We start from the raw sequence: 19,359 nt of genomic DNA, 5'->3' as shown, positions 1-19,359 counted from the left end.
ACACCCACTGACCAGCACGTTTCTAGAAGGGACTTCGCAATGGACACCAACGTCTACCGCCGCCGCATCGACGCCGCCGTATCGGTCACCGACGAGTTCGCCGGCGAGGCTGTCTACCCGGACGGGCTGACCGAAGCGGCGATCGACGCGATGTTGCAGGACGTCTACGGCGAGCTGGCCGCGGACGAGCAGGCCGCGGAGGCCGCCTACCGGTACGACTTCACCGATCAGCGCCGGGCGAGCCGGGCACGTCGCCGCGCCGGCCGCGAGGCCCTGCGGGCACTGCCGACCCGCGTGCAGGTCATCCGGTCCGCCGATGGCGAGGCCGCGTGATGAGCGACGTTCCCCAGCACGTTCAGCAGGCCCACGACCACGCGCGGGACGAACTCCGTAAGGCCGACACCAAGGTCACCACGCTGCTGTCGCTGGTGGGTGCCGCGCTCGCCGGTGTCGTCGCCTTGACCACGCGTCAGGTGTCGGTGTCCGCCACGGTCGCGCTGTGGACGGCGGCAACGCCGATTTTCGCATCCGTGCTGGTGCTGCTCTCGGCGCTGCGACCGCGGCTGTCGGAGCCGACGCCGGGCACGTGGCTGGACGCCGCACTCAACGGCCCGTCGACCTTGCTGGACGCGCCGGATGCCGGGTCTGCGGTCCGGGTCGCGACCGATGCCGCGCAGATCGGGCGGACCGCGGTGTGCAAGTACCGCCGCATCAGCCGCGCCGTCGTGTTGCTGGTGATCGGCCTCTCGCTGCTGGCCGTCGCGCTTGTGCTGGCGGTGGCGTGATGACCACTCGCCTGATCTTCCACCCCGACGCGGCGGCCCACTCCGCCAAGAACGCGCCGACCGCGCCGGGTTCCACCGCCCAGTCACGAAACCGCACGGAGGAACCCCAGATGGTAGACACCACCGCCCCGGCCCGCGAGGCCGCGACGTTCACCTACACCCCGGACGAACTAAACAGCCTGATCTCCCGCGAGGTCTCCGGCCGCCTGCACGAACTCGGCCTGTCGCTGATGTCGAACGCCGCGTTCCTGCTGGCCAACGACACGGTGCCGGCCGCGGCCAAGCGCGAGCGTGCCCGGGTCTACCTCGACGTCTCCGCGCAGCTGCGCCTGCTGGCGGTTGCCGAGCTGGACAGCATCACCGGAGAAGTGCAGTGAACCCGCGCCGCCGCCGGCAGGTGGTGACCACGGTGTTCGACGGCCGCACGCACCACGTGGCGCTGTGCCGCGGCGAGCGGGACGGGCTGCCGGTGTTCGGGTGGGGCGAGGCCCCCTCGACCCTGCTCACCCGCTCGCAGCTGCGAGAGGTCGGGTTGCGGCCCAACGGTCAGGACCCGTTGGCGCTGCTGGTGTTCCGGCACGTCAAGCCCTACGCCCGGGAGACCGTCGCGGAGCTGTTCTCCGTCGAGCGGGCCGCGGCCAAGCGTCCGCCGGTGCCGGGGCAGCTGGACCGCGCGATGGAGGCCCGCCGGACCTGCGTGGACTGCTCCGAGGTGCAGGACTACTGCGTGCCGACCAGCACGCGGCAGTGCTGGGCCTGCTTCGAGGGCGAGCATGCCGGCCGGGTGGAGGTGGCCGCGTGACCACCAACGACTCCGGTGCCTGGCACTGCGACATGCAGCGCCAGGCCGAAGAAGCCGAACGCGCCCGCCGCGAAGCCGCCGCCCAAGCCAAGAGGGAGAACCGATGACCGGCTACCTCAAGCTCGACAGCTACGTGCTCGACGGCCGCGGCATCGCCGCGGTGAACTGCGAGATCACCGTCAACGGCACCCGAGTCTCGATCCTCCGGCCGTTCGTCGAGATCGGCCCGTACCTCGCGGTGACCCCGCAGGTGACCGCGGACGGCGAAGGCATCCGCATCCGGCTGGACGCCTGGGCGCCGATGAAGTACGGCCACGACGGCCCGGTCATCTTCCTTCCGCTGGTTACCAGCACCCAGGGCGGTGCTGTCGCCGCGGCCCGCGCGTTCGAAGCGGATCCGGCGATCACCTGGTCGGCACCCTTCGCAGAGCTCATGGCCTGGTGCCAGCGCTGGTCCGACGCCTACAACGCCGCGGAGCGGGGTGAGCGCACGTGACCACGTTCGAGGTGTTGCAGCAGCGCGGAACCCTGGCCCTGATCCGGTTCGCCGGCACCGTGTGCCTGTTCCTGGTCCTGCACCTGTTGCGGATCCCGCTGGTGATCGCGGAACGGATCCTCGCCGGCGTGCTGGTCCGCCTCGACCAGGCCGCCACCCGGCAGGCGTCCCGCCCGCCCCGGCGGCCGGTGAACCAGTTCTTCCCCCTCAACTTCCCCACCGGGCAGGAGGTGCCCCGATGAACGTGCAGCGTGAGCAGCGAACCCGCCTGGAGCTGGCCATGGAGTGGGCGGTGTGGCACTTCGGTGAGCTGGCCGGCGTCCTCGGGCCGCTGGTCCTGGCCGTGGTGTTCACCCCCTGGTTCGCCCTGGTGTCCGCGGTCGTCGCCGCGGGGTGGGCGATGCACGAGGTGCGCGACCACCGCGAGCAGACCCGGCTGCGCGCCGGCTCCACCGACCGCAAGCAGCTGCCGGCGACCCCGGTCACCAGCACCGACGACGAGACGACCAGCCACGAGGACCGGGAGGTGACCCGATGACCAGCTGGGCAGAGGAGCGCCGCGCGAACCACGCGGCCACCGCGGAGCAGCGCCGCCAGGACGCCGCCGCCGCGACCGAACGGAAGCTGCGCGAGCAGGCCGCCCGCGCCGAACTGCGCCGCACCGACGCCGCGGCCGCGGTGAAGCTGGCCGACAAGCAGCGAGAGACCCGCCGGGCTCGCCGCGCCGCGATGCTGGCCAGCGTCGCCGGGTGGCTGTCCACGAACCGCGTGCGGCTGCCGATCTACCTGCTCGCGCTGGTGTCGGCCGGCATGGCGGTGCCCGCGATGGCCGGCTACGGCGCGCAGGTCTACGGGGACGTGACCGGCACCGCGCTGCCGGCACTGTCGGAGCTGGGCATGTGGGCGTTCGCGTTCGCCGTCGAGATCACCCGCCACCGCCACCCGGAGCGGCCGGTGTGGGCGTTGCAGCTCGGGGTGTGGGTGTTCGCCGGTGTCGGGTTCGCCCTGAACGTCCTGCACGGCTGGCACCGCGGCGCCGACGCCGCGGTGGTGATGGGCATCGTGTCCGTCGCCGGCGTCATCGCCCACCAACTCGCGGTCGCGTCCCCTCCGCGATCGGCGGCGGAGCGGGCCGCGGCCCGGATTGAGCGCAAGACGCTGCGCAAGGTCGCCCGGGTCCAGGCCGCCGCGGTCCGGCACGCGGTCGCGGAGCTGGCCCAGGACGGGACAGCGCGGCTGGTGTTCACCCCGGGCCGCTACACCCTCGACGGCCGGCGCCTGGCCGCGGTGGTCGACCTCGACGCCCACACCGCGGACGTCCTCGACGACGAGATCGCCGCGTTCTTCACCGCCCAGCAGCAGGCCGCCGCCTCCGAGGATGGGCCGATCACCGATTCCCCGGTGCTGACCCTCGATCGGCCGGACGACCAGCCGAAATCGACCCGCAAGCCCCGTCCGCCGCGCGCTCCCAAGGTGCGGTCGATCGAGGACCTGCGCGCCGCCTTCACCGCTGCGATCGACAACCCCGATGTCGCGATCAACCCGAAGTCCGCGGAGTCGATCCGCAAGACGCTGCGCTGCGCGCCGAAGTTCGCCCGCCAGCTGCGCGACGAGCACGCCAACCGCGCCTGAGCCGAGAGGGACACGACCATGAGCACCAACACGAACCCGACCGCCAGCGAGCTGGCCACCGTCCACCCCCTGCCTATCCGCACCGAGCAGGGCGAGGCGATCGAAGGCGAGCTCATCTCCGAGGAGGAGTACCAGCGCCTCACCTCGCAGAAGGCCCGCGCCATCGCCCGCTACGCCGGCTACCGTCACGACGTCGTGGTCGCGGCCCGCACCGCCCGCAAGGTCGTCAAGCACGACCGAACGAAAGCCACGTTCCGGCACTGTGTCGCCTACCCGACCGCCGGGGCGAAGGTCGTGGTCAACCGGTGGCGCGACACCCACGGCGCCAACCGCTACGAACGCCAGATGCGCGCCGCCGAAGCCGCCGGTGACCAGGAGATGTTGCGCTACTGGCAGGAAGCCGACGTGGCGGAGAAGCAGCGCCGGCACGCCCGCACGATGGATTGGTTGCGCGCACCCGGGCAGTGGATCAAGGCCGCGGTCATCGGATCCGTTGGTGTGTCAGGGTTTCTTCTGGTCCTGGGCATCATCATGGCGATCAACGACGGCGAGGCCGGCGAGATCCTGACCCCGATCACGGGGGTGTTCGACGCGGTCGCGTTCGTGCTGTGGTTCCTGACCACCTACGGCGTGTTCCTGCTGGTCGGGGGCACCGCGCTGGGTGTCGGCTACCTGTACCAGCAGGGCCGCACGCACGGGAACATGCCGACCTGGCTCGCTCCGCCGGTCGAGGGCGACGCGATGGACGAGTTGCCGGACGAGAACACCATCCTGAACGCGTTGAAGAACCTGAACATCCCGGGGTTCACCCGCGCAGTGAAGGAGGGGTGGCGAATCAAGTTCATCACCCCGCCGCACGTCGACGGCAAGGGATGGCGCGCGCAGGTGGCGCTGCCGCCGGCGTGCCCGGTGGAAGAGATCGTCAAGCGAAAGACCACGTTGGCGCACAACCTGGTCCGCTACCCGCGCGAGGTCTGGCCCACCGAACCGCAACCGTCCGTTTTGGACCTGTGGGTGGCCAAGCCCGGCGCCCTGTCCGGCCCCGTCGACCCGTGGCCCCTGCTCACGGACCTGGACACCGCGACCATCGACTACTTCACCGGCGTTCCGGTGGCCGTGACGCTCAAGGGCGACGTGGTCCGCGGGCGGCTGTTCGAGGCGAACTACGCGTTCGGCGGCATGATGGGCTCGGGCAAGTCCACCATGGCCATCAACCTGGTGCTGGGCGCGATGCTCGACCCGTTGGCAGAGATCGACGTCGTGGTGATGGCGGAGAACACCGACTACAACCCCATGCGCCCGCGGCTGCGGTCGCTGACCACCGGCGCCGGCGACGACACGGTGGAGGCGTGCCTGAACCTGCTCTACGAGCTCTACGACGACCTTTCCGTGCGGGGCAAGGCGCTTCAGCAGCACGCCACCGACCGGTCGGTGACCCGGGCACTGGCCGAAAAGGACGGACGCCTCCGCCCGCGCGTCGTGGTGATCGACGAGTGCCAGAACCTGTTCATGGGTAAGGACGGCAAGAAGGCGATCGAGGTCGCGTCCAAGCTGATGAGCACCGCGCGCAAGTACGCCATCACGCTGATCTTCCTCACGCCGGAGCCGTCGAAGGACGCTCTCCCGCGCAAGATCACGTCCGTGGCCAGCAACAAGGCGTGCTTTGCCATCGGCGACCAGATGGCCAACGACGCCGTGCTCGGGACCGGGTCGTACAAAGCCGGCATCTCCGCGGTCGGGCTCACGCCGAAGACCGACGAAGGCCCCGGCGACGTCGGCACCTGCATGGCCCGCGGCTTCACCGCACAACCCGGCCTGCTGCGCAGCTTCTACGTGTCCCCGAAGGACGCGCACGCCGTCACCAAGCGCGCGATGGCGCTGCGCGAGCAGACCGCGCTGCCGGCCGCCGCACCCGCGGCACCGGCCGCGCCCGTCGACCACCTCGCCGACATCGCCGCGGTGCTCGGGACGGAACCGCGGATGCGGACGCAGGAGGTGTTGCAGGGGCTGACCGAACACGACCGCGGCACCTACACCGGCTGGACGTTCGGCGACCTGCAGCGCGCGTTGCCGGAGTCGGCGAAGCCGTACAAGTCCGCCGGCGTCATGCAGGTCTCCGCCGCCCGCGTCCGCGACGCTATCGCAGAGCGTGACGAACAGGACGAGTCCGACGGCGACGAGAACGAGGGAACCGACTGAGGGAGGCCGGGAAATCCGGGGAGTTCTCCCTCGCCGCCTCCCCGGACCTGCCTCCCTCCCTTGACCAGCAACGACGCTGACCAGGGAGGCAAGGGACCCGCCCGCCGCACCCGGCGATCACGCACCGAAAGCTCGCTCTCCGCTCCCCGTGACGCGGCTCCCTCCCGGGACACCGCGACGGCACCTCCTACTCAAAAACAGGCACACACCGTCACCAACCGGAAGGACGTCCGATGGCCACCACGACCACGCACACCGGCCCGGCCGACACCACGAAGGCGCTGGAGCAGGCCGCGACCGCGGCCAAGCTCGGGCCGGTCACCGTGACCACCCTCGACCACCCCAACGGCGACCCCGTCCTGCTGTTCGAGCTGGACCCCGCATCACCGACCAAGGCCCGCACCCTCGGGCGCTGGCTGGAACGGATCGAGGTCGACGACGCCATCGCCGGCAAGTTCCGCAGCGCCGACAGCTGCGTCCGGCTGAGCATCCGTGGCCGGTGGCCCGGTGGCCGCTTGATCGTCGTGGCGACGTTCGACGAGATCAGCGAGCCCGCTCAGGCCGCGGTCATTGCGGCGGAAATCGAGCGGCAGGACGTGCCACGGCTGGTCGCGAACCTGATCGCCTGCGAGAACCCGGCCGGATAGCACGGCCTGAGCAGGGACGTGACAAACCCCAGTTCAGCGGCCTGAAGAACACCTAACCCGACCGGCGCATACATCACCGACCGAAAGGCGACGAGATGACGACCCAGTACGCGCACATCGGCAAAAAGTCCTGGTGGTCCGGCAACGTCAAGACCCTCTGCGGCCTGATCCTCCCGCCCGGCAACGCCAAGTCGGTGTGGTTCCCGGCCTTCGTGCAGACCTGCCCCGGGTGCCTGGCGGTGCAGAAGAACGGGGGCAAGTAGCGATGTGCCGTTCCACTTCGGACGGCGGGCGCCGCTGCTCCGGCGGTAGCCGGCACCGCACCCGCGCACTCGGCACCGCGCACCGGGCAGTCCAGCGGGCCCGCCGCCGCCTCGACCAGGCCCGTACCGCCGGCGACCCGGACGCCGTCGCCGCCGCGGAAACCCGGCTCACCACGGCCGAAAGCCGCCTGGAGCAGACCCGTGCAGCGCACCCGCACACCCCCGCCACCGCTCAGCCGCAGGGACACGACACCGGAGAGGACACCGCCATGGCCAACGACACCGCGCCCGACAGCGCCGACCACGACGCCGCCAACACGGCAGGGGAGGGCGAAACCCGTAGCCACGAGGGGGACGCGACAGCAGACGGCGGGTTCTTCGTGCAGCCCGGCCAGAGCTACCGCATCGACGAGAACGTCTTCCACAACCACGGCAGTACCCCCATCCCAGTCGCCGGCCCCGACTCCCACACCGACCAGGTCAACCACGTCAGCAGCCCGTCCGCGGCCGGTGACCCGGTCGAGCTGGGACCGGAGTGGACGACCACCGCGGAAGACGTCGCGGCGTCGCGGCGCGCCCGGGGCCTCGACACCGGCGCATCGGCATCCGCGCCGTCCGGGGACGCGCCGCGTTTCGTCCACGGAGGACACGGGCGCCAGTTCAACCACGTCAGCAGCCCGTCCGCGGCCGGTGACCCGGTCGAGCTGGGACCGGAGTGGACGACCACGGCCGAAGACGTCGCGGCGTCGCGGCGCGCCCGCGGCCTCGACGCTCCCGCACCGGCGCCCGAGCAGGGTGGGGGGCGCTGGGTAGAGACGTTCGGGGAGGACCCGCGTTTCGTCCACGGCGGGAACGGCCGCCAGTTCACCTACGTCGCCGACGACGCGAGCGACGACGTGCCACCGCACGGTGCAGGTTCGGCCGGGAGCGGCGGCCCCGGGGGACGTGACACCGCGCAGGTCAGCCACCACACCCTGCCCGGCGGTGCGACGTTCACCAACGTCAACTACGCCGCGCCCGGCGCGCACGTCGGCGAACAGCACGGCGTGGTCTACGGCGACACCGCCGGCCGCAGCCACCAGGACGCCGGCGCCGTGCCGCCCGACGTCAGCGACGCCGTCCGCCGCGCGCAGCAGGCCGCGGCCCACGCCCGCACCAAGGTCCACCGGGCCGGTGGGTGGGTGAGCACCAACACCACCAGCGGAGACGACCAGACGCGCACGCAGGTCGGGTTCATCTTCGGCGGCACCTTCCACGACGACACCGACCAGTGACCCGCCTTTCCCCTGCTCACCGCGGGGACGCGACACCACCCACAACCGTCCCGAAAGGACACCTTGCGATGGAACACACCCACGACATCCCCGAAGTGGTCCGGCTGACCGCGGACGCGCTCGTGTTCGTCCGCCGCCGCACCATCTGGCACATCCTGATGATCCAGCGCCGCTGGGAGCCCTTCCGTGGCTGCTGGGCGTTCCCCGGCGGGCACGTCGACCCGGGCGAGACGTTCCAGGCCGCCGCGGTCCGCGAGTTGACCGAAGAGACCGGGCTCCGGCTGGCCGACCTGCGGGTGCTGGGGATCTACGACCACCCCGAGCGTGATCCGCGGGGCCGGTACGTGAACGTCGCGTTCTACGCCGTCGTCCCCGCCCCGATCATGCCCACCGCCGGCGACGACGCCGCCCACGCCGCGTGGGTGGCGGTGCCGTGGCTGCTGCGCAACCGCGGCTCCATCGCCTTCGACCACGCCACCATCCTCGCCGACGCCGTCCCCGTCCTGGACCGCCACACCTCGGAGGTGACCCGATGAGCGACCACCGGCAGGGACGTGACAACGACCAGCTCAGGGCCGCACTCGACGCCGCGGCCCGCGGCTGGCACGTCTTCCCGCTCCGCCCCGGCACCAAGCGCCCCGCCGGCCACCCCGAGGACCGGTGCCCCGGCACCGGCCGCTGCGCCGGCGGACACCGCACCTGGGAACAGCGCGCCACCACCGACCCGGACAAGATCCGTGCCGCGTGGACGCACGCCCCCTACGGCATCGGCGTGGCGACCGGCCCGTCCGGGCTGTGCGTGCTCGACCTCGACACCCTCAAGGCCGGCGAGGACATCCCCGAGCGGTGGGCCGCGGCCGGCGCCCGCTCCGGGGAAGACGTGCTCGCCGTCGTCGCCGACGAAGCCGGGCAGGAGCTGCCCGGCGACACCCTCACCGTCCGGACCCCCTCGGGCGGACTGCACCTGTACTACCGGGTGCCGGGGGACGCGACACTGCGCAACACCAGCGGAGACCGCGGCAACGGACTCGGGTGGAAGGTCGACACCCGCGCGTGGGGCGGTTACGTCGTCGGCCCCGGCACGCTGACCGACGCCGGCCGCTACGGGTTCGTGTGGGACGGCGGGGTGGCGGAGCTCCCGCGGTGGCTGGTCGAGCAGCTCACCCCCGCGCCACCGCCCGCGGCACCGGTCTTGCCGATCCGCCCGGCCGGCGGCCGGCGCTCCCGCTACCTCGACGCCGCGATCAAGGCCGAAGCCGGGAAGGTCGCCGACGCCACCCAGAGCCGCAACGGCACCCTCTTCGCCGCCGCGGTCGCGCTGGGACAGCTGGTCGAAGGCGACGCACTCACCGAAGACGAGGTGCGCGCGGCGCTGATGACCGCGGCCGGCCGCCACATCGGCACTCGCCAGTTCACCGCCCGCGAAGCCGAACGCACGATCACGTCCGGTCTGCGCGTCGGCCGCAACCGTCCCCGCCGGATCGCCTGACCTGCACGTTGTCACGTCCCTGGAGGTCCGACCCATGACCACGCCCCGGCCGCTGGCCGCCGTGCCGACACCGCCCGCCCGCCGCACCCGCTGGACCGATGCGGAGCTGATGCGAGAGGAGTTCCCGCCGCCGAAGTGGGCCGTCCCCGGTCTGCTCGCGGAAGGGCTGAACCTGCTGGCCGGCGCGCCCAAGCTGGGCAAGTCGTGGTTTTCCCTCGGCACCGGTGCCGCGATCGCCAACGGCGACCCGGTGCTCGGGTCGATCGAGGTGGAGCGCGGCCCGGTCCTGTACTGCGCGCTGGAGGACACCGGCCGGCGGTTGCAGCGCCGACGGCGGCAGATGCTCGCCGCGGGCGGGCGGGCCGCGCCGCTGCTCACCCTCGAAACCGCCTGTCCGACCATGACCAACGGCGGTGACGCGGTGCTGGTCGAGTGGCTGGAGGAGAACCCGCACGCACGGCTGGTCATCATCGACACCTTCGAGAAGATGCGCGGCACCGACGCCGCCGGCGCGTCGGCCTACAGCGCCGACTACGCCGCGGCCGGGCGGTTCAAGCAGCTGGCCGACCACTACAGCGTCCCGTTCCTGCTCATCCACCACGTCCGCAAGCAGAGCGCCGAAGACTGGCAAAACCTGGTGTCCGGCACCGCGGGAATCACCGGCGCAGTGGACGCGACGCTCGTCCTTGAGCGCGGCCGCGGGCAGGCGGACGGGGTGCTGCACGTGACCGGCCGCGACGTCGAAGAGGCCGACTACGCGATGAGCTTCGACGCCACCGCCGGCGCCTGGACCAAGCTCGACGGCCCCGCCGCGGACCACCTGGTCGGCGACACCCGCGCGGACATCCTGCGGTTGCTGCGCGAGCACGGGCCGCTCAAGCCCGCGCGGATCGCCGAAGCGCTCGGGGCCAACCCGGGCAGCATCCGCCAGACCTGCAAGCGCATGGGCGACGCCGGCCAGCTCGCCCGCACTGTGGACGGCACCTACAGCGCCCCCGGCGGAAGCGGTGACAGCAGCACCACCCCCGCCCCGTCACACCTGTCACCGCTGTCACTCCGCGCCGCTGACCAGCACGAACAGGAGTGACAGCGGGAGTGACACCCCGGACACCTGTCACCCGGCCGTCGCTCTCTCCGAACCCGTCCACCCCGCAGGGACGTGACAACGCCCAGCTCAGCGCACCGAGGAAGGACCACAATGGACACGTTCACCCTCCCGGCCCGGCTCCCGTGGCCCGGCCCCGGCCCGCGGCCGCGCATCCTGGTTTGCTTCTGCTGCCAGGGCGGCGAGGCGATGGGCTACTGGCAGGCCGGGTTCGACGTCACCGGCGTCGACTGCAAGCCCCAGCCGCGGTTCCCGTTCTGCTTCGTGCAGGGCGACGCGATCGCCTACGCCCGCGAGCACGGCCACGAATACGCCGCCGTGGCCGGCGGGCCGCCGTGCCAGGGCTACTCCCTGACCCACCGTATCCACGGCAACGACCACCCGCGCCTGATCGACCAGTTCCGCCGCGTGGTGGCCGGGCTGGGGAAGCCGTACGTGATCGAGAACGTCGAAGAGGCCCGCGCCGAACTCCGCGACCCGGTCCTGCTGTGCGGGGCCATGGCCGGGTTCGGGCTGCACACCTACCGGCACCGGCTGTTCGAGACCAACTGGCCGCTCACCGTCCCCGACCACCCCGGGCACGGCGACCCGATGGTCAAGATGGGCCGCCCCTTGCAGCCCGGGGACTGGTATCACGCCGTCGGCAACTTCTCCGGCGTGCCCTACGTCCGCGCCGACATGGGCGTCCCGTGGATGAACCGCGACGGCATCCGCGAGTGCATCCCGCCGGTCTACGCCCGCCACATCGGCACCCAGCTGCTCACCCACCTCGCCGCCACCGCCGCGGCCGCCGCCTGAACCCACGGGGACGTGACAAAGCCCAGCTCACCGCACCTGAGAGGAGACCCGGATGTGTCGCTCAGCCGCTGAAGGTGGCCGCCGGTGCAGCGGACGCAGCTGCGGAGCAGCCGGCGCCCGCGCCCGCCAGGCCCGCTCCCGCGCCCGCCGCGGACTGGAAGCCGCCCGCGCCGCCGGCGACCTGGACGCGGTTGCCGCGGCCGAAGCGAAGTACACCGCCGTCACCGGCGGACCACCGCCCGACGTCGGCACGTTCGCCGGCCAGCTGCCCACCACACCCGCAACGACCCCGCCGGAGAAACCCATGCCGAAACCCGAGGAACCGCAGCCGCGCAAGGCGGAACCGACCAGCGCGCCGACCGGGTCGACCGCGGACCGCGTCCGCGACGCCGTCGCCAAGCTCGCCCGGGCAGAAGGCGAATGGGTCAGCCTGGTGGACCTCCGCAAGGCCCTCGGGGACGTCGACCACGACGAGGTGACCCGAGTCCTGCGGGAGATGAACCGCAACGACCCCGCCGTCCATTTCGTCCCCGAGGACAACCGCAAGGCGCTCCGAGAAGAAGACCACGCCGCAGCGATCGAGATCGGCGGAGACGCCCAGCACGTCATGCGGATCGAGCGACCACGCGACACCAGCGCCAAGGACCGGGTCCAGGCGGCCGGCATCGGCAACGCCAGCGCCGACGACCTCACCGCGGCCCTGCGCGATCCGCTCATCCCCTCGCAGACCTACGACGCGATCCGGGCCGAGCAGAAGCGCCGCGGACTCGCCTAACCGCCTGACCTGCACGTTGTCACGTCCCCGGCAGGGAGTGACACCCGCGACCACCCCGCAGGTGTCACACCTGTCACTCCGTCACTCAACCCGTCCTGACCAGCACAAACAGGTGTGACACCAGCTGTGACACCCACCGAAAGGAGTCACCGATGTTCATCGCTCCCGCCCGTCAGCAGCACGACCCGAGGGGACACACCCGATGGATACCGCCATCACGCCGGCCGCGGTTCCCACGCGGCACCTGTACACGGTCGAAGAAGCCAAGCAGCTGCTTTCCATGAGTCGTTCGGTGATCTACGAGCAGTTGCGCGCTGGTCGCCTTGGGTCCGTGAAGCAGGGCCGGGCACGGCTCATTCCGGCGAAAGCCATTCAGCAGTACGTGGAAATGCTCATCAGCGAAGCGGAGGTGACCGGCTATGGCCACGCGGCGTAGTCGTGGGGACGGCGGGCTCTACTGGTCGGAACCCCGGCAGCGGTGGATCGCTGAGCTGACCGTCGGCTACCGCCCGAACGGCAAGCGGATTGTGCGCAAGGCCAGCAGCAAAACGAAGACGGGGGCAAAGGCCGCCCTCGATCGACTGGTCGAGCGCAGGAAAGAGGGCACAGCAACAGCGGTCGGCGGGCTCACTGTCGAAAAGGCGGTGCGCGACTGGCTCCGACACGGCTTGAACGGTCGCAGCGCCTCGACCGTTGAGAAGCTGACCATCCTCACCGAAACGCACATCATTCCCGATCTCGGCGCACGGGTACTTCTGGACCCGAAGCAGAAAAACGAGCTGAGCGCCGACGACGTCGACGCCTGGCTAGCCGAGAAAGCGGAAGTACTCGCCACCCGCACCCTGCAAGATCTCCGTTCGGTACTTCGCCGCTCGATCAACCGGGCAGCGAAGCGAACCAAGGGGATCCGGAACGTGGTGCTGCTGTGCGACGAACTTCCGGTCGGTCGTGATGGTCGGCGGTCGAAGTCGTTGACCCTCGCGCAGGCCGTCGCGGTGCTCGCCACAGCGGAGGCGGAGGACTCAACCTACGGCGACTACACCGTGGTGTCGCTGCTGACAGGGGCACGGACGGAAGAGGCCCGGCCGCTGTCCTGGTCGGAGGTCGACAAGGACGGGAGGCCCGACGCGACTCCGCCGATTCCTCCGCACGTCAACGTGTGGCGGTCGGTGCGCGCCGGCGGGGACACGAAAACCAAGAAGTCGCGACGGTCGCTCGCGCTCCCCGGTCGGGCAATCGAGGCGCTGACGCGCCAGGAGCGCAGGCAGGGGCGCCAACGCGAGTTGGCCGGCAAACGGTGGCACGAGCTCGGTATCGTCTTCGCCTCAGACGTCGGGACCGAGCTCGACGCCGCCAACGTCCGGCGCGGCTTCCGTCGGATCTTGAAGCTTGCCGGGCTGGAGCCAAGGGACTGGACACCGCGTGAGCTGCGGCACAGCTTCGTGTCCCTGCTCTCCGACAGCGGCCTCAGCATCGAGGAGATCTCCCGACTCGTGGGCCACTCCGACACGAAGGTGACTGAGTTGGTGTACCGCCACCAGCTACGCCCGGTGATCCAGAACGGAGCGACGGCAATGGACGTGCTCTTCCCGGATCCAGCCGCTTAGTCACCCTGTTTGTCACTCAGGTCATGCAAAAGGCCGGTTCGCGATATGCGAACCGGCCTTTGACCTGCGTGGGCCTACCAGGACTTGAACCTGGGACCTCTTCGTTATCAGCGAAGCGCTCTAACCGCCTGAGCTATAGGCCCTTGAACGAGGAGAACTTTACAGGACCCCCGGAGGGGCCCCGCAACCGGGTTACTCTCGCTCCGACAGCGTGACTTCCAGGCCTCCGGCGAGGTCGGCCGACACGTTGTAGATGAACGCGCTCACCGTCGCCAGGGCCGAGACCAGCACGATGTTGATCGCTCCGAGGATCGCCGCGATGCCGAACACGCGGCCCGCGCTGATCAGCGGTTCCGAGGATGCGTTGGCCCCCTCGCCGCCCACCAGGGACGAGTACGTTCCGTTCAGCTTGTCCCAGACGCCCATGCCGTCCAGCACCGTGTACAGGACGCCGACCGCCACCAGCCAGACGAAGAACATCGCCACGCCCAGGACCAGGGACAGCTTCAGCACCGACCACGGGTCGAACCGCTTGACCTGCAGCGATGCGCGACGCGGGCCGCGGCCTGGACGTCGTAGGGCGCTCGGGCGGGCTCGCTGTGCCGAGGCCGGTGGGACCTCGGCGCCTGAAGGCGGGGTGTCGCCGAACAGCTTCGGGGCCGCGCTGCCCGTTACCACCGGGCGCTGGTCCGGGGAGACCGGTTGGGTCTCCCCGGCCGGCAGCGCTTCGTCCGTGGCAATCCCGACCGTCGCTTCGGAGTCGCCGTCCTTGCCGACCCTCTGCCAGGGCGGGCTCGCCGGAGTCCCGTTCGAACCCGCTGCCTCGGGATTCTCGGATGGTGTCACGAAGAGTCAGTCCTTACCCGTGCCGTGGGGCCGTCGTCGGAGAGCAAATTTACTGCTCCGGCGTGGCCGTCGTTTCCTCACCCGCCGTGTCCGGCGCTTCCGGCGCCGGCGCGTCCTCGGGGGTGTCACCGTTGGCGACGTCCGAGGGCTCGTCCGCGTTGCGTGCGACGGCGAGAAGAGTGGTTCCTTCCCCGAGATTCATCAGCCGGACCCCCTTCGTCTGCCGTCCTGCCTTGCGGACGTCGCCCGCCGGCGTGCGGATCACGCCGCCGCTCGAGGTGATCGCGTAGAGCTCGTCCTCGGCGTCGACGATGAGCGCACCCACCAGCCTGCCACGTTTGCGGTCGTGCTGAATGGTGAGCACGCCCTTGCCGCCGCGGCCCTGCACCGGGTAGTCCTCGATCGGCGTCCGCTTGGAGTACCCGCCGTCCGTCGCGACCAGCAGGAACTTGCCCTCCTTGACGACGCTGATGCCGAGCAGCTCGTCGCCGTCGTTGAAGCGCATGCCCATCACGCCGGACGTCGGGCGGCCCATCGGGCGCAGTGCCTCGTCGGTCGCGTGGAAGCGGATCGACTGGCCCTCGGCCGACACCAGCAGCAGGTCGTCCTCAGCGCCGGCGAGCACCGCGCCGACCAGCTCGTCGCCCTCGCGCAGGTTGATCGCGATGAGACCACCGGAGCGGTTCGAGTCGAAGTCGGTGAGCTTGGTCTTCTTCACCAGGCCGCGCTGGGTGGCGAGCACCAGGTACGGCGCGACCTCGTAGTTCTTGATCTGGATGACCTGGGCGATCTGCTCGTCCGGCTGGAACGCCATGAGGTTCGCCACGTGCTGGCCGCGCGCGTTGCGGTTGGCCTCGGGCAGCTCGTAGGTCTTGGTCCGGTAGACGCGGCCCTTGTTCGTGAAGAACAGGATCCAGTCGTGCGTCGAGCAGACGAAGAAGTGCTGGACGATGTCGTCCTGCTTCAGCGTCGCGCCCTGCACGCCCTTGCCGCCGCGCTTCTGCGAGCGGTACAGGTCCGTTTTCGTTCGCTTGGCGTACCCCGTGCGGGTGATGGTGACGACGACGTCCTCGACCGCGATGAGCTCTTCGTCGGTGACGTCGCCGCTGAAGCCGATGATCTTCGTGCGCCGGTCGTCGCCGTACTTCTCGACGATCGCCATCAGCTCGTCGCGGATCAGCGCGCGCTGCCGCTCCGGCTTGGCGAGGATGTCCTTCAGGTCGGCGATCTCGAGCTCGATCTCGGCCAGCTGGTCGATGATCCGCTGGCGCTCCAGGGCGGCCAGGCGCCGCAGCTGCATGTCGAGGATCGCGGTCGCCTGGATCTCGTCGACGTCCAGCAGCTCCATCAGGGCCGGCCGGGCCTCGTCCGCCGACGGCGACCGCCGGATCAGCGCGATGACCTCGTCGAGCATGTCCAGCGCCTTGACGTACCCACGCAGGATGTGGGCCCGCTCCTCGGCCTTCCGCAGGCGGAACTTGGTCCGCCGGACGATGACCTCGACCTGGTGCTTCACGTAGTGCCGGATGATCTGGTCGAGCCGCAGCGTGCGCGGCACGCCGTCGACCAGGGCCAGCATGTTGACGCCGAAGTTCTGCTGCAGCTGGGTGTGCTTGAACAGGTTGTTCAGCACGACCTTCGCGACCGCGTCCCGCTTGATCGTGACGACGATCCGCATGCCCGAGCGGCTGTTGGACTCGTCGGCGATGTCGGCGATGCCGGTGAGCTTGCCGTCGCGGACCAGGTTCGCGATGTTCTCGACCAGGTTGTCCGGGTTGACCTGGTACGGCAGCTCGGACACGACCAGGATCGTGCGACCCTTCGCGTCCTCTTCGACCTCGACGACCGCGCGCATCCGGATCGAGCCGCGGCCCGTGCGGTAGGCGTCTTCGATGCCGGACGTGCCGAGGATCATCGCCTTGGTCGGGAAGTCCGGGCCCTTGACGCGGACCAGCAACGCGGCCAGCAGCTCGTCGTCGGTCGCCTCGGGGTTCTCCAGCGCCCAGACGACGCCGTCGGACACCTCGCGCAGGTTGTGCGGCGGGATGTTGGTCGCCATCCCGACCGCGATCCCGGAACCGCCGTTGACCAGCAGGTTCGGGAACCGCGACGGCAGGACGTCGGGCTCCTGCGTGCGGCCGTCGTAGTTGTCGGAGAAGTCGACGGTGTCTTCTTCGATGTCGGCCAGCATCTGCATGGCCAGCGGCGCGAGCCGGGACTCCGTGTACCGCATGGCGGCCGCGGGGTCGTTGCCCGACGAGCCGAAGTTGCCCTGGCCGTCGATCAGCGGGTAGCGCAGCGACCACGGCTGGGCGAGCCGCACGAGGGCGTCGTAGATCGCCGAGTCGCCGTGCGGGTGGTAGTTGCCCATGACGTCGCCGACGACGCGGGAGCACTTGTTGTACCCGCGGTCCGGCCGGAAGCCGGAGTCGAACATCGAGTACAGGATGCGGCGGGCGACCGGCTTGAGGCCGTCCCGCACGTCCGGCAGCGCCCGCGACACGATGACGCTCATCGCGTAGTCGATGTAGGAGCGCTGCATCTCCTGCTGGATGTCGACCGGTTCGATCCGGTCGTGGTCCGGAGCCGGCGGCAGAGTTTCCGTCATGGAGTCCTTCTCGAGTGGAGAGTCCTAAGCGGGGCGAAGAGCGGGGAACGCCTAGACGTCCAGGAAGCGCACGTCCTTGGCGTTGCGCGTGATGAACGACCGGCGGGCCTCGACGTCCTCGCCCATCAGGACCGAGAACAGCTCGTCCGCCTGGGCGGCGTCGTCCATCGTGACCTGGCCCAGCAGCCGGTTCGCCGGGTCCATCGTGGTCTCCCACAGCTCTTCGGCGTTCATCTCGCCGAGACCCTTGTAGCGCTGGATCGCGTCGTCCTTCGGGAGCTTCTTGCCGGCCTCGACGCCCGCCTGGATGACGGCGTCGCGCTCGCGGTCGGAGTACGCGTACTCCGGTTCCGCCCGCGGCCACTTGATCTTGTACAGCGGCGGCCGCGACAGGAAGACGTGACCGTGCTCGATCAGCGGCGCCATGAACCGGAACAGCAGGGTGAGCAGCAGCGTGGTGATGTGCTGGCCGTCGACGTCGGCGTCGGCCATCAGCACGATCTTGTGGTAGCGCAGCTTCTGCAGGTCGAACTCGTCGTGGATGCCGGTGCCCAGCGCGGTGATCAGCGACTGGACCTCGGTGTTCTTGAGGACGCGGTCGATGCGCGCCTTCTCGACGTTGATGATCTTGCCGCGGATCGGCAGGATCGCCTGGTACATCGAGTCCCGGCCCTCCTTGGCCGAGCCGCCGGCCGAGTCACCCTCGACGATGTAGAGCTCGCACTCCGCCGGGTTGGTCGAGCGGCAGTCCTTGAGCTTGCCGGGCAGGCCGCCGATCTCCAGCGCGCCCTTGCGGCGGACCAGGTCACGCGCCTTGCGCGCGGCCATCCGCGCCTGCGCCGAGGAGATCGACTTGTTGATGATCGTCTTCGCCTCGGTGGGGTTGCGCTCGAACCAGTCCGCCAGCCACTCGTTCGACGTCTGCTGCACGAACGTCTTGGCCTCGCTGTTGCCCAGCTTGGTCTTGGTCTGGCCCTCGAACTGCGGCTCGGCCAGCTTGATCGAGACGATCGCGGCGAGGCCCTCGCGCACGTCGTCACCGGTCAGGTTGGCGTCCTTCTCCTTGAGCAGCTTCTTGTCGCGCGCGTAGGAGTTGACGACGCGGGTCAGCGCGGCGCGGAAGCCCTCTTCGTGGGTGCCGCCCTCGTGCGTGTTGATCGTGTTGGCGAACGTGTAGACCGACGGCGTGAAGCCGGTGTTCCACTGCATCGCGACCTCGACCTCGAGGCCGGTGCCCTTCGCGTCGAAGGAGATCACGCTGGAGTGGATCGGGTCCTTGCTGCCGTTGATGTGCTTGACGAAGTCCTCGAGCCCGCCCGGGTAGCAGTAGGTCTTCTCCTTGACCCGCGCGACCTTGCCCTCGGCGTCGGCCTCGGTCTCCTCGTCGGCGACGCGCTCGTCGCGCAGGGACAGCGTCAGCCCCTTGTTGAGGAACGCCATCTCCTGCAGCCGGCGCGAGATGGTCTCGAAGTTGTACGTCGTCGTCTCGAAGATGTTCTTGTCGGCCCAGAACGTGATCGTGGTGCCGGTCTCCGAGGCCGGTCCGAGGTCCTCGAGCGGGCCGGGGATCTGGTCGGTGTACTCCTGGCGCCAGCTGCGGCCGCCGTACTTGACCTCGGCGAGCAGTTTCGTCGACAGCGCGTTCACCACCGAGACGCCGACGCCGTGCAGGCCGCCGGACACCGCGTAGGAGTCGCTGTCGAACTTGCCGCCCGCGTGGAGCACGGTCAGCACGACCTCGAGGGTCGGCTTCTGCTCCTTGGGGTGCATGTCGACGGGGATGCCGCGGCCGTCGTCGACGACGCGCACCCCTCCGTCGGCGAGCAGGGTAACCTCGACCTTGGTGGCGTAACCCGCCATCGCCTCGTCGACGGAGTTGTCCACGACCTCCTGGACGAGGTGGTGCAGGCCGCGTTCACCGGTGGAACCGATGTACATGCCTGGGCGCTTGCGGACCGCTTCGAGGCCTTCGAGCACCGTGATCGACGACGCGTTGTACTCGCTCTTGTTCTCGGTCACCGGCGTTGTTTCTC

22 protein-coding genes and 1 tRNA gene are annotated in these 19,359 nt (G+C 70.2%); 19 read left to right on the top strand and 4 right to left on the bottom strand.

Going from position 1 to position 19,359, the window contains the following annotated elements:
• Window positions 1-39 precede the first annotated feature (39 nt).
• From BLV96_RS21825 to BLV96_RS21740, 19 genes are all read left to right on the top strand, one after another.
• Entirely contained in the window at window positions 40-333 is a 294-nt protein-coding gene (locus BLV96_RS21825) for a hypothetical protein (protein ID WP_086679327.1), read from the top strand.
• Window positions 333-785, top strand: a complete 453-nt coding sequence (locus BLV96_RS21820; RefSeq protein ID WP_086679326.1) for a Pycsar system effector family protein — start codon at window positions 333-335, stop codon at window positions 783-785. The genes BLV96_RS21825 and BLV96_RS21820 overlap by 1 nt, the downstream gene beginning before the upstream one ends.
• Window positions 785-1,162 (top strand): hypothetical protein, encoded by a 378-nt coding sequence (locus BLV96_RS21815; RefSeq protein WP_244180394.1) that lies wholly within the window; start codon window positions 785-787, stop codon window positions 1,160-1,162. Before BLV96_RS21820 ends, BLV96_RS21815 begins: the two co-directional genes overlap by 1 nt.
• Complete coding sequence (locus tag BLV96_RS21810) at window positions 1,159-1,587, top strand: RRQRL motif-containing zinc-binding protein (RefSeq protein WP_086679325.1); 429 nt, start codon at window positions 1,159-1,161, stop codon at window positions 1,585-1,587. Before BLV96_RS21815 ends, BLV96_RS21810 begins: the two co-directional genes overlap by 4 nt.
• Before the next feature lie 103 nt (window positions 1,588-1,690).
• Complete coding sequence (locus BLV96_RS21805; protein WP_086679324.1) at window positions 1,691-2,083, top strand: hypothetical protein; 393 nt, start codon at window positions 1,691-1,693, stop codon at window positions 2,081-2,083.
• Window positions 2,080-2,325: a hypothetical protein gene (locus BLV96_RS21800; protein ID WP_086679323.1), complete on the top strand. Its 246-nt coding sequence runs from the start codon at window positions 2,080-2,082 to the stop codon at window positions 2,323-2,325. Before BLV96_RS21805 ends, BLV96_RS21800 begins: the two co-directional genes overlap by 4 nt.
• Window positions 2,322-2,621 (top strand): hypothetical protein, encoded by a 300-nt coding sequence (locus tag BLV96_RS21795; protein WP_086679322.1) that lies wholly within the window; start codon window positions 2,322-2,324, stop codon window positions 2,619-2,621. Before BLV96_RS21800 ends, BLV96_RS21795 begins: the two co-directional genes overlap by 4 nt.
• Window positions 2,618-3,715 carry a hypothetical protein gene (locus BLV96_RS21790; RefSeq protein ID WP_086679321.1) on the top strand — a complete coding sequence of 366 codons (1,098 nt, stop codon included), beginning with the start codon at window positions 2,618-2,620 and terminating at the stop codon, window positions 3,713-3,715. Before BLV96_RS21795 ends, BLV96_RS21790 begins: the two co-directional genes overlap by 4 nt.
• Window positions 3,716-3,733: 18 nt before the next feature.
• Complete coding sequence (locus BLV96_RS21785; protein ID WP_086679320.1) at window positions 3,734-5,914, top strand: zonular occludens toxin domain-containing protein; 2,181 nt, start codon at window positions 3,734-3,736, stop codon at window positions 5,912-5,914.
• A gap of 233 nt (window positions 5,915-6,147) precedes the next feature.
• Window positions 6,148-6,561: a hypothetical protein gene (locus BLV96_RS21780; RefSeq protein ID WP_086679319.1), complete on the top strand. Its 414-nt coding sequence runs from the start codon at window positions 6,148-6,150 to the stop codon at window positions 6,559-6,561.
• Between the two features lie 95 nt (window positions 6,562-6,656).
• Entirely contained in the window at window positions 6,657-6,824 is a 168-nt protein-coding gene (locus tag BLV96_RS49935) for a hypothetical protein (RefSeq protein WP_167379691.1), read from the top strand.
• 2 nt (window positions 6,825-6,826) lie between these two features.
• On the top strand, window positions 6,827-8,098 hold the full coding sequence (locus BLV96_RS49930; protein WP_086679318.1) for a hypothetical protein: 1,272 nt from the start codon (window positions 6,827-6,829) through the stop codon (window positions 8,096-8,098).
• A 68-nt stretch (window positions 8,099-8,166) separates the two neighbouring features.
• Entirely contained in the window at window positions 8,167-8,634 is a 468-nt protein-coding gene (locus BLV96_RS51260; protein ID WP_086679317.1) for an NUDIX domain-containing protein, read from the top strand.
• Window positions 8,631-9,587, top strand: a complete 957-nt coding sequence (locus tag BLV96_RS21765) for a bifunctional DNA primase/polymerase (RefSeq protein ID WP_091389437.1) — start codon at window positions 8,631-8,633, stop codon at window positions 9,585-9,587. The genes BLV96_RS51260 and BLV96_RS21765 overlap by 4 nt, the downstream gene beginning before the upstream one ends.
• 34 nt (window positions 9,588-9,621) lie before the next feature.
• On the top strand, window positions 9,622-10,674 hold the full coding sequence (locus tag BLV96_RS21760; RefSeq protein ID WP_086678892.1) for an AAA family ATPase: 1,053 nt from the start codon (window positions 9,622-9,624) through the stop codon (window positions 10,672-10,674).
• A 111-nt stretch (window positions 10,675-10,785) separates the two neighbouring features.
• On the top strand, window positions 10,786-11,490 hold the full coding sequence (locus tag BLV96_RS21755; RefSeq protein ID WP_086678893.1) for a DNA cytosine methyltransferase: 705 nt from the start codon (window positions 10,786-10,788) through the stop codon (window positions 11,488-11,490).
• Between the two features lie 52 nt (window positions 11,491-11,542).
• On the top strand, window positions 11,543-12,265 hold the full coding sequence (locus BLV96_RS49925; RefSeq protein WP_086678894.1) for a hypothetical protein: 723 nt from the start codon (window positions 11,543-11,545) through the stop codon (window positions 12,263-12,265).
• Window positions 12,266-12,467: 202 nt separating this feature from the next.
• On the top strand, window positions 12,468-12,701 hold the full coding sequence (locus BLV96_RS21745) for a helix-turn-helix domain-containing protein (RefSeq protein ID WP_086678895.1): 234 nt from the start codon (window positions 12,468-12,470) through the stop codon (window positions 12,699-12,701).
• Complete coding sequence (locus tag BLV96_RS21740) at window positions 12,685-13,872, top strand: site-specific integrase (protein WP_086678896.1); 1,188 nt, start codon at window positions 12,685-12,687, stop codon at window positions 13,870-13,872. Before BLV96_RS21745 ends, BLV96_RS21740 begins: the two co-directional genes overlap by 17 nt.
• 69 nt (window positions 13,873-13,941) lie before the next feature.
• Here BLV96_RS21740 and BLV96_RS21735 read toward each other — a convergent pair.
• The 4 genes from BLV96_RS21735 to gyrB form a co-directional block, all read right to left on the bottom strand.
• Window positions 13,942-14,015: transfer RNA gene (locus tag BLV96_RS21735), tRNA-Ile, on the bottom strand.
• A 49-nt stretch (window positions 14,016-14,064) separates the two neighbouring features.
• The gene (locus BLV96_RS21730) at window positions 14,065-14,718 is read right to left on the bottom strand and encodes a DUF3566 domain-containing protein (protein ID WP_086678897.1); all 654 of its coding nucleotides are present in this window, start codon (window positions 14,716-14,718) and stop codon (window positions 14,065-14,067) included.
• A gap of 49 nt (window positions 14,719-14,767) precedes the next feature.
• Complete coding sequence (gene gyrA, locus BLV96_RS21725; protein ID WP_086678898.1) at window positions 14,768-17,326, bottom strand: DNA gyrase subunit A; 2,559 nt, start codon at window positions 17,324-17,326, stop codon at window positions 14,768-14,770.
• A gap of 51 nt (window positions 17,327-17,377) precedes the next feature.
• The gene (gyrB, locus tag BLV96_RS21720) at window positions 17,378-19,345 is read right to left on the bottom strand and encodes a DNA topoisomerase (ATP-hydrolyzing) subunit B (protein WP_086678899.1); all 1,968 of its coding nucleotides are present in this window, start codon (window positions 19,343-19,345) and stop codon (window positions 17,378-17,380) included.
• Window positions 19,346-19,359 lie beyond the last annotated feature (14 nt).

It is taken from the genome of Amycolatopsis pretoriensis (assembly GCF_900107925.1).
Classification (GTDB): domain Bacteria; phylum Actinomycetota; class Actinomycetes; order Mycobacteriales; family Pseudonocardiaceae; genus Amycolatopsis; species Amycolatopsis pretoriensis.
Note: the sequence above shows the minus strand (reverse complement) of the source record. Positions and strands in the feature narration are given on the sequence as shown.

Coding starts and splice junctions, on each gene's coding strand:
- BLV96_RS21825 (WP_086679327.1), top strand. CDS start 40: ATGGACACCAACGTCTACCGCCGCCGCATCGACGCCGCCGTATCGGTC.
- BLV96_RS21820 (WP_086679326.1), top strand. CDS start 333: ATGAGCGACGTTCCCCAGCACGTTCAGCAGGCCCACGACCACGCGCGG.
- BLV96_RS21815 (WP_244180394.1), top strand. CDS start 785: ATGACCACTCGCCTGATCTTCCACCCCGACGCGGCGGCCCACTCCGCC.
- BLV96_RS21805 (WP_086679324.1), top strand. CDS start 1,691: ATGACCGGCTACCTCAAGCTCGACAGCTACGTGCTCGACGGCCGCGGC.
- BLV96_RS21795 (WP_086679322.1), top strand. CDS start 2,322: ATGAACGTGCAGCGTGAGCAGCGAACCCGCCTGGAGCTGGCCATGGAG.
- BLV96_RS21790 (WP_086679321.1), top strand. CDS start 2,618: ATGACCAGCTGGGCAGAGGAGCGCCGCGCGAACCACGCGGCCACCGCG.
- BLV96_RS21785 (WP_086679320.1), top strand. CDS start 3,734: ATGAGCACCAACACGAACCCGACCGCCAGCGAGCTGGCCACCGTCCAC.
- BLV96_RS21780 (WP_086679319.1), top strand. CDS start 6,148: ATGGCCACCACGACCACGCACACCGGCCCGGCCGACACCACGAAGGCG.
- BLV96_RS49935 (WP_167379691.1), top strand. CDS start 6,657: ATGACGACCCAGTACGCGCACATCGGCAAAAAGTCCTGGTGGTCCGGC.
- BLV96_RS49930 (WP_086679318.1), top strand. CDS start 6,827: ATGTGCCGTTCCACTTCGGACGGCGGGCGCCGCTGCTCCGGCGGTAGC.
- BLV96_RS51260 (WP_086679317.1), top strand. CDS start 8,167: ATGGAACACACCCACGACATCCCCGAAGTGGTCCGGCTGACCGCGGAC.
- BLV96_RS21765 (WP_091389437.1), top strand. CDS start 8,631: ATGAGCGACCACCGGCAGGGACGTGACAACGACCAGCTCAGGGCCGCA.
- BLV96_RS21760 (WP_086678892.1), top strand. CDS start 9,622: ATGACCACGCCCCGGCCGCTGGCCGCCGTGCCGACACCGCCCGCCCGC.
- BLV96_RS21755 (WP_086678893.1), top strand. CDS start 10,786: ATGGACACGTTCACCCTCCCGGCCCGGCTCCCGTGGCCCGGCCCCGGC.
- BLV96_RS49925 (WP_086678894.1), top strand. CDS start 11,543: ATGTGTCGCTCAGCCGCTGAAGGTGGCCGCCGGTGCAGCGGACGCAGC.
- BLV96_RS21745 (WP_086678895.1), top strand. CDS start 12,468: ATGGATACCGCCATCACGCCGGCCGCGGTTCCCACGCGGCACCTGTAC.
- BLV96_RS21740 (WP_086678896.1), top strand. CDS start 12,685: ATGGCCACGCGGCGTAGTCGTGGGGACGGCGGGCTCTACTGGTCGGAA.
- gyrA (WP_086678898.1), bottom strand. CDS start 17,326: ATGACGGAAACTCTGCCGCCGGCTCCGGACCACGACCGGATCGAACCG.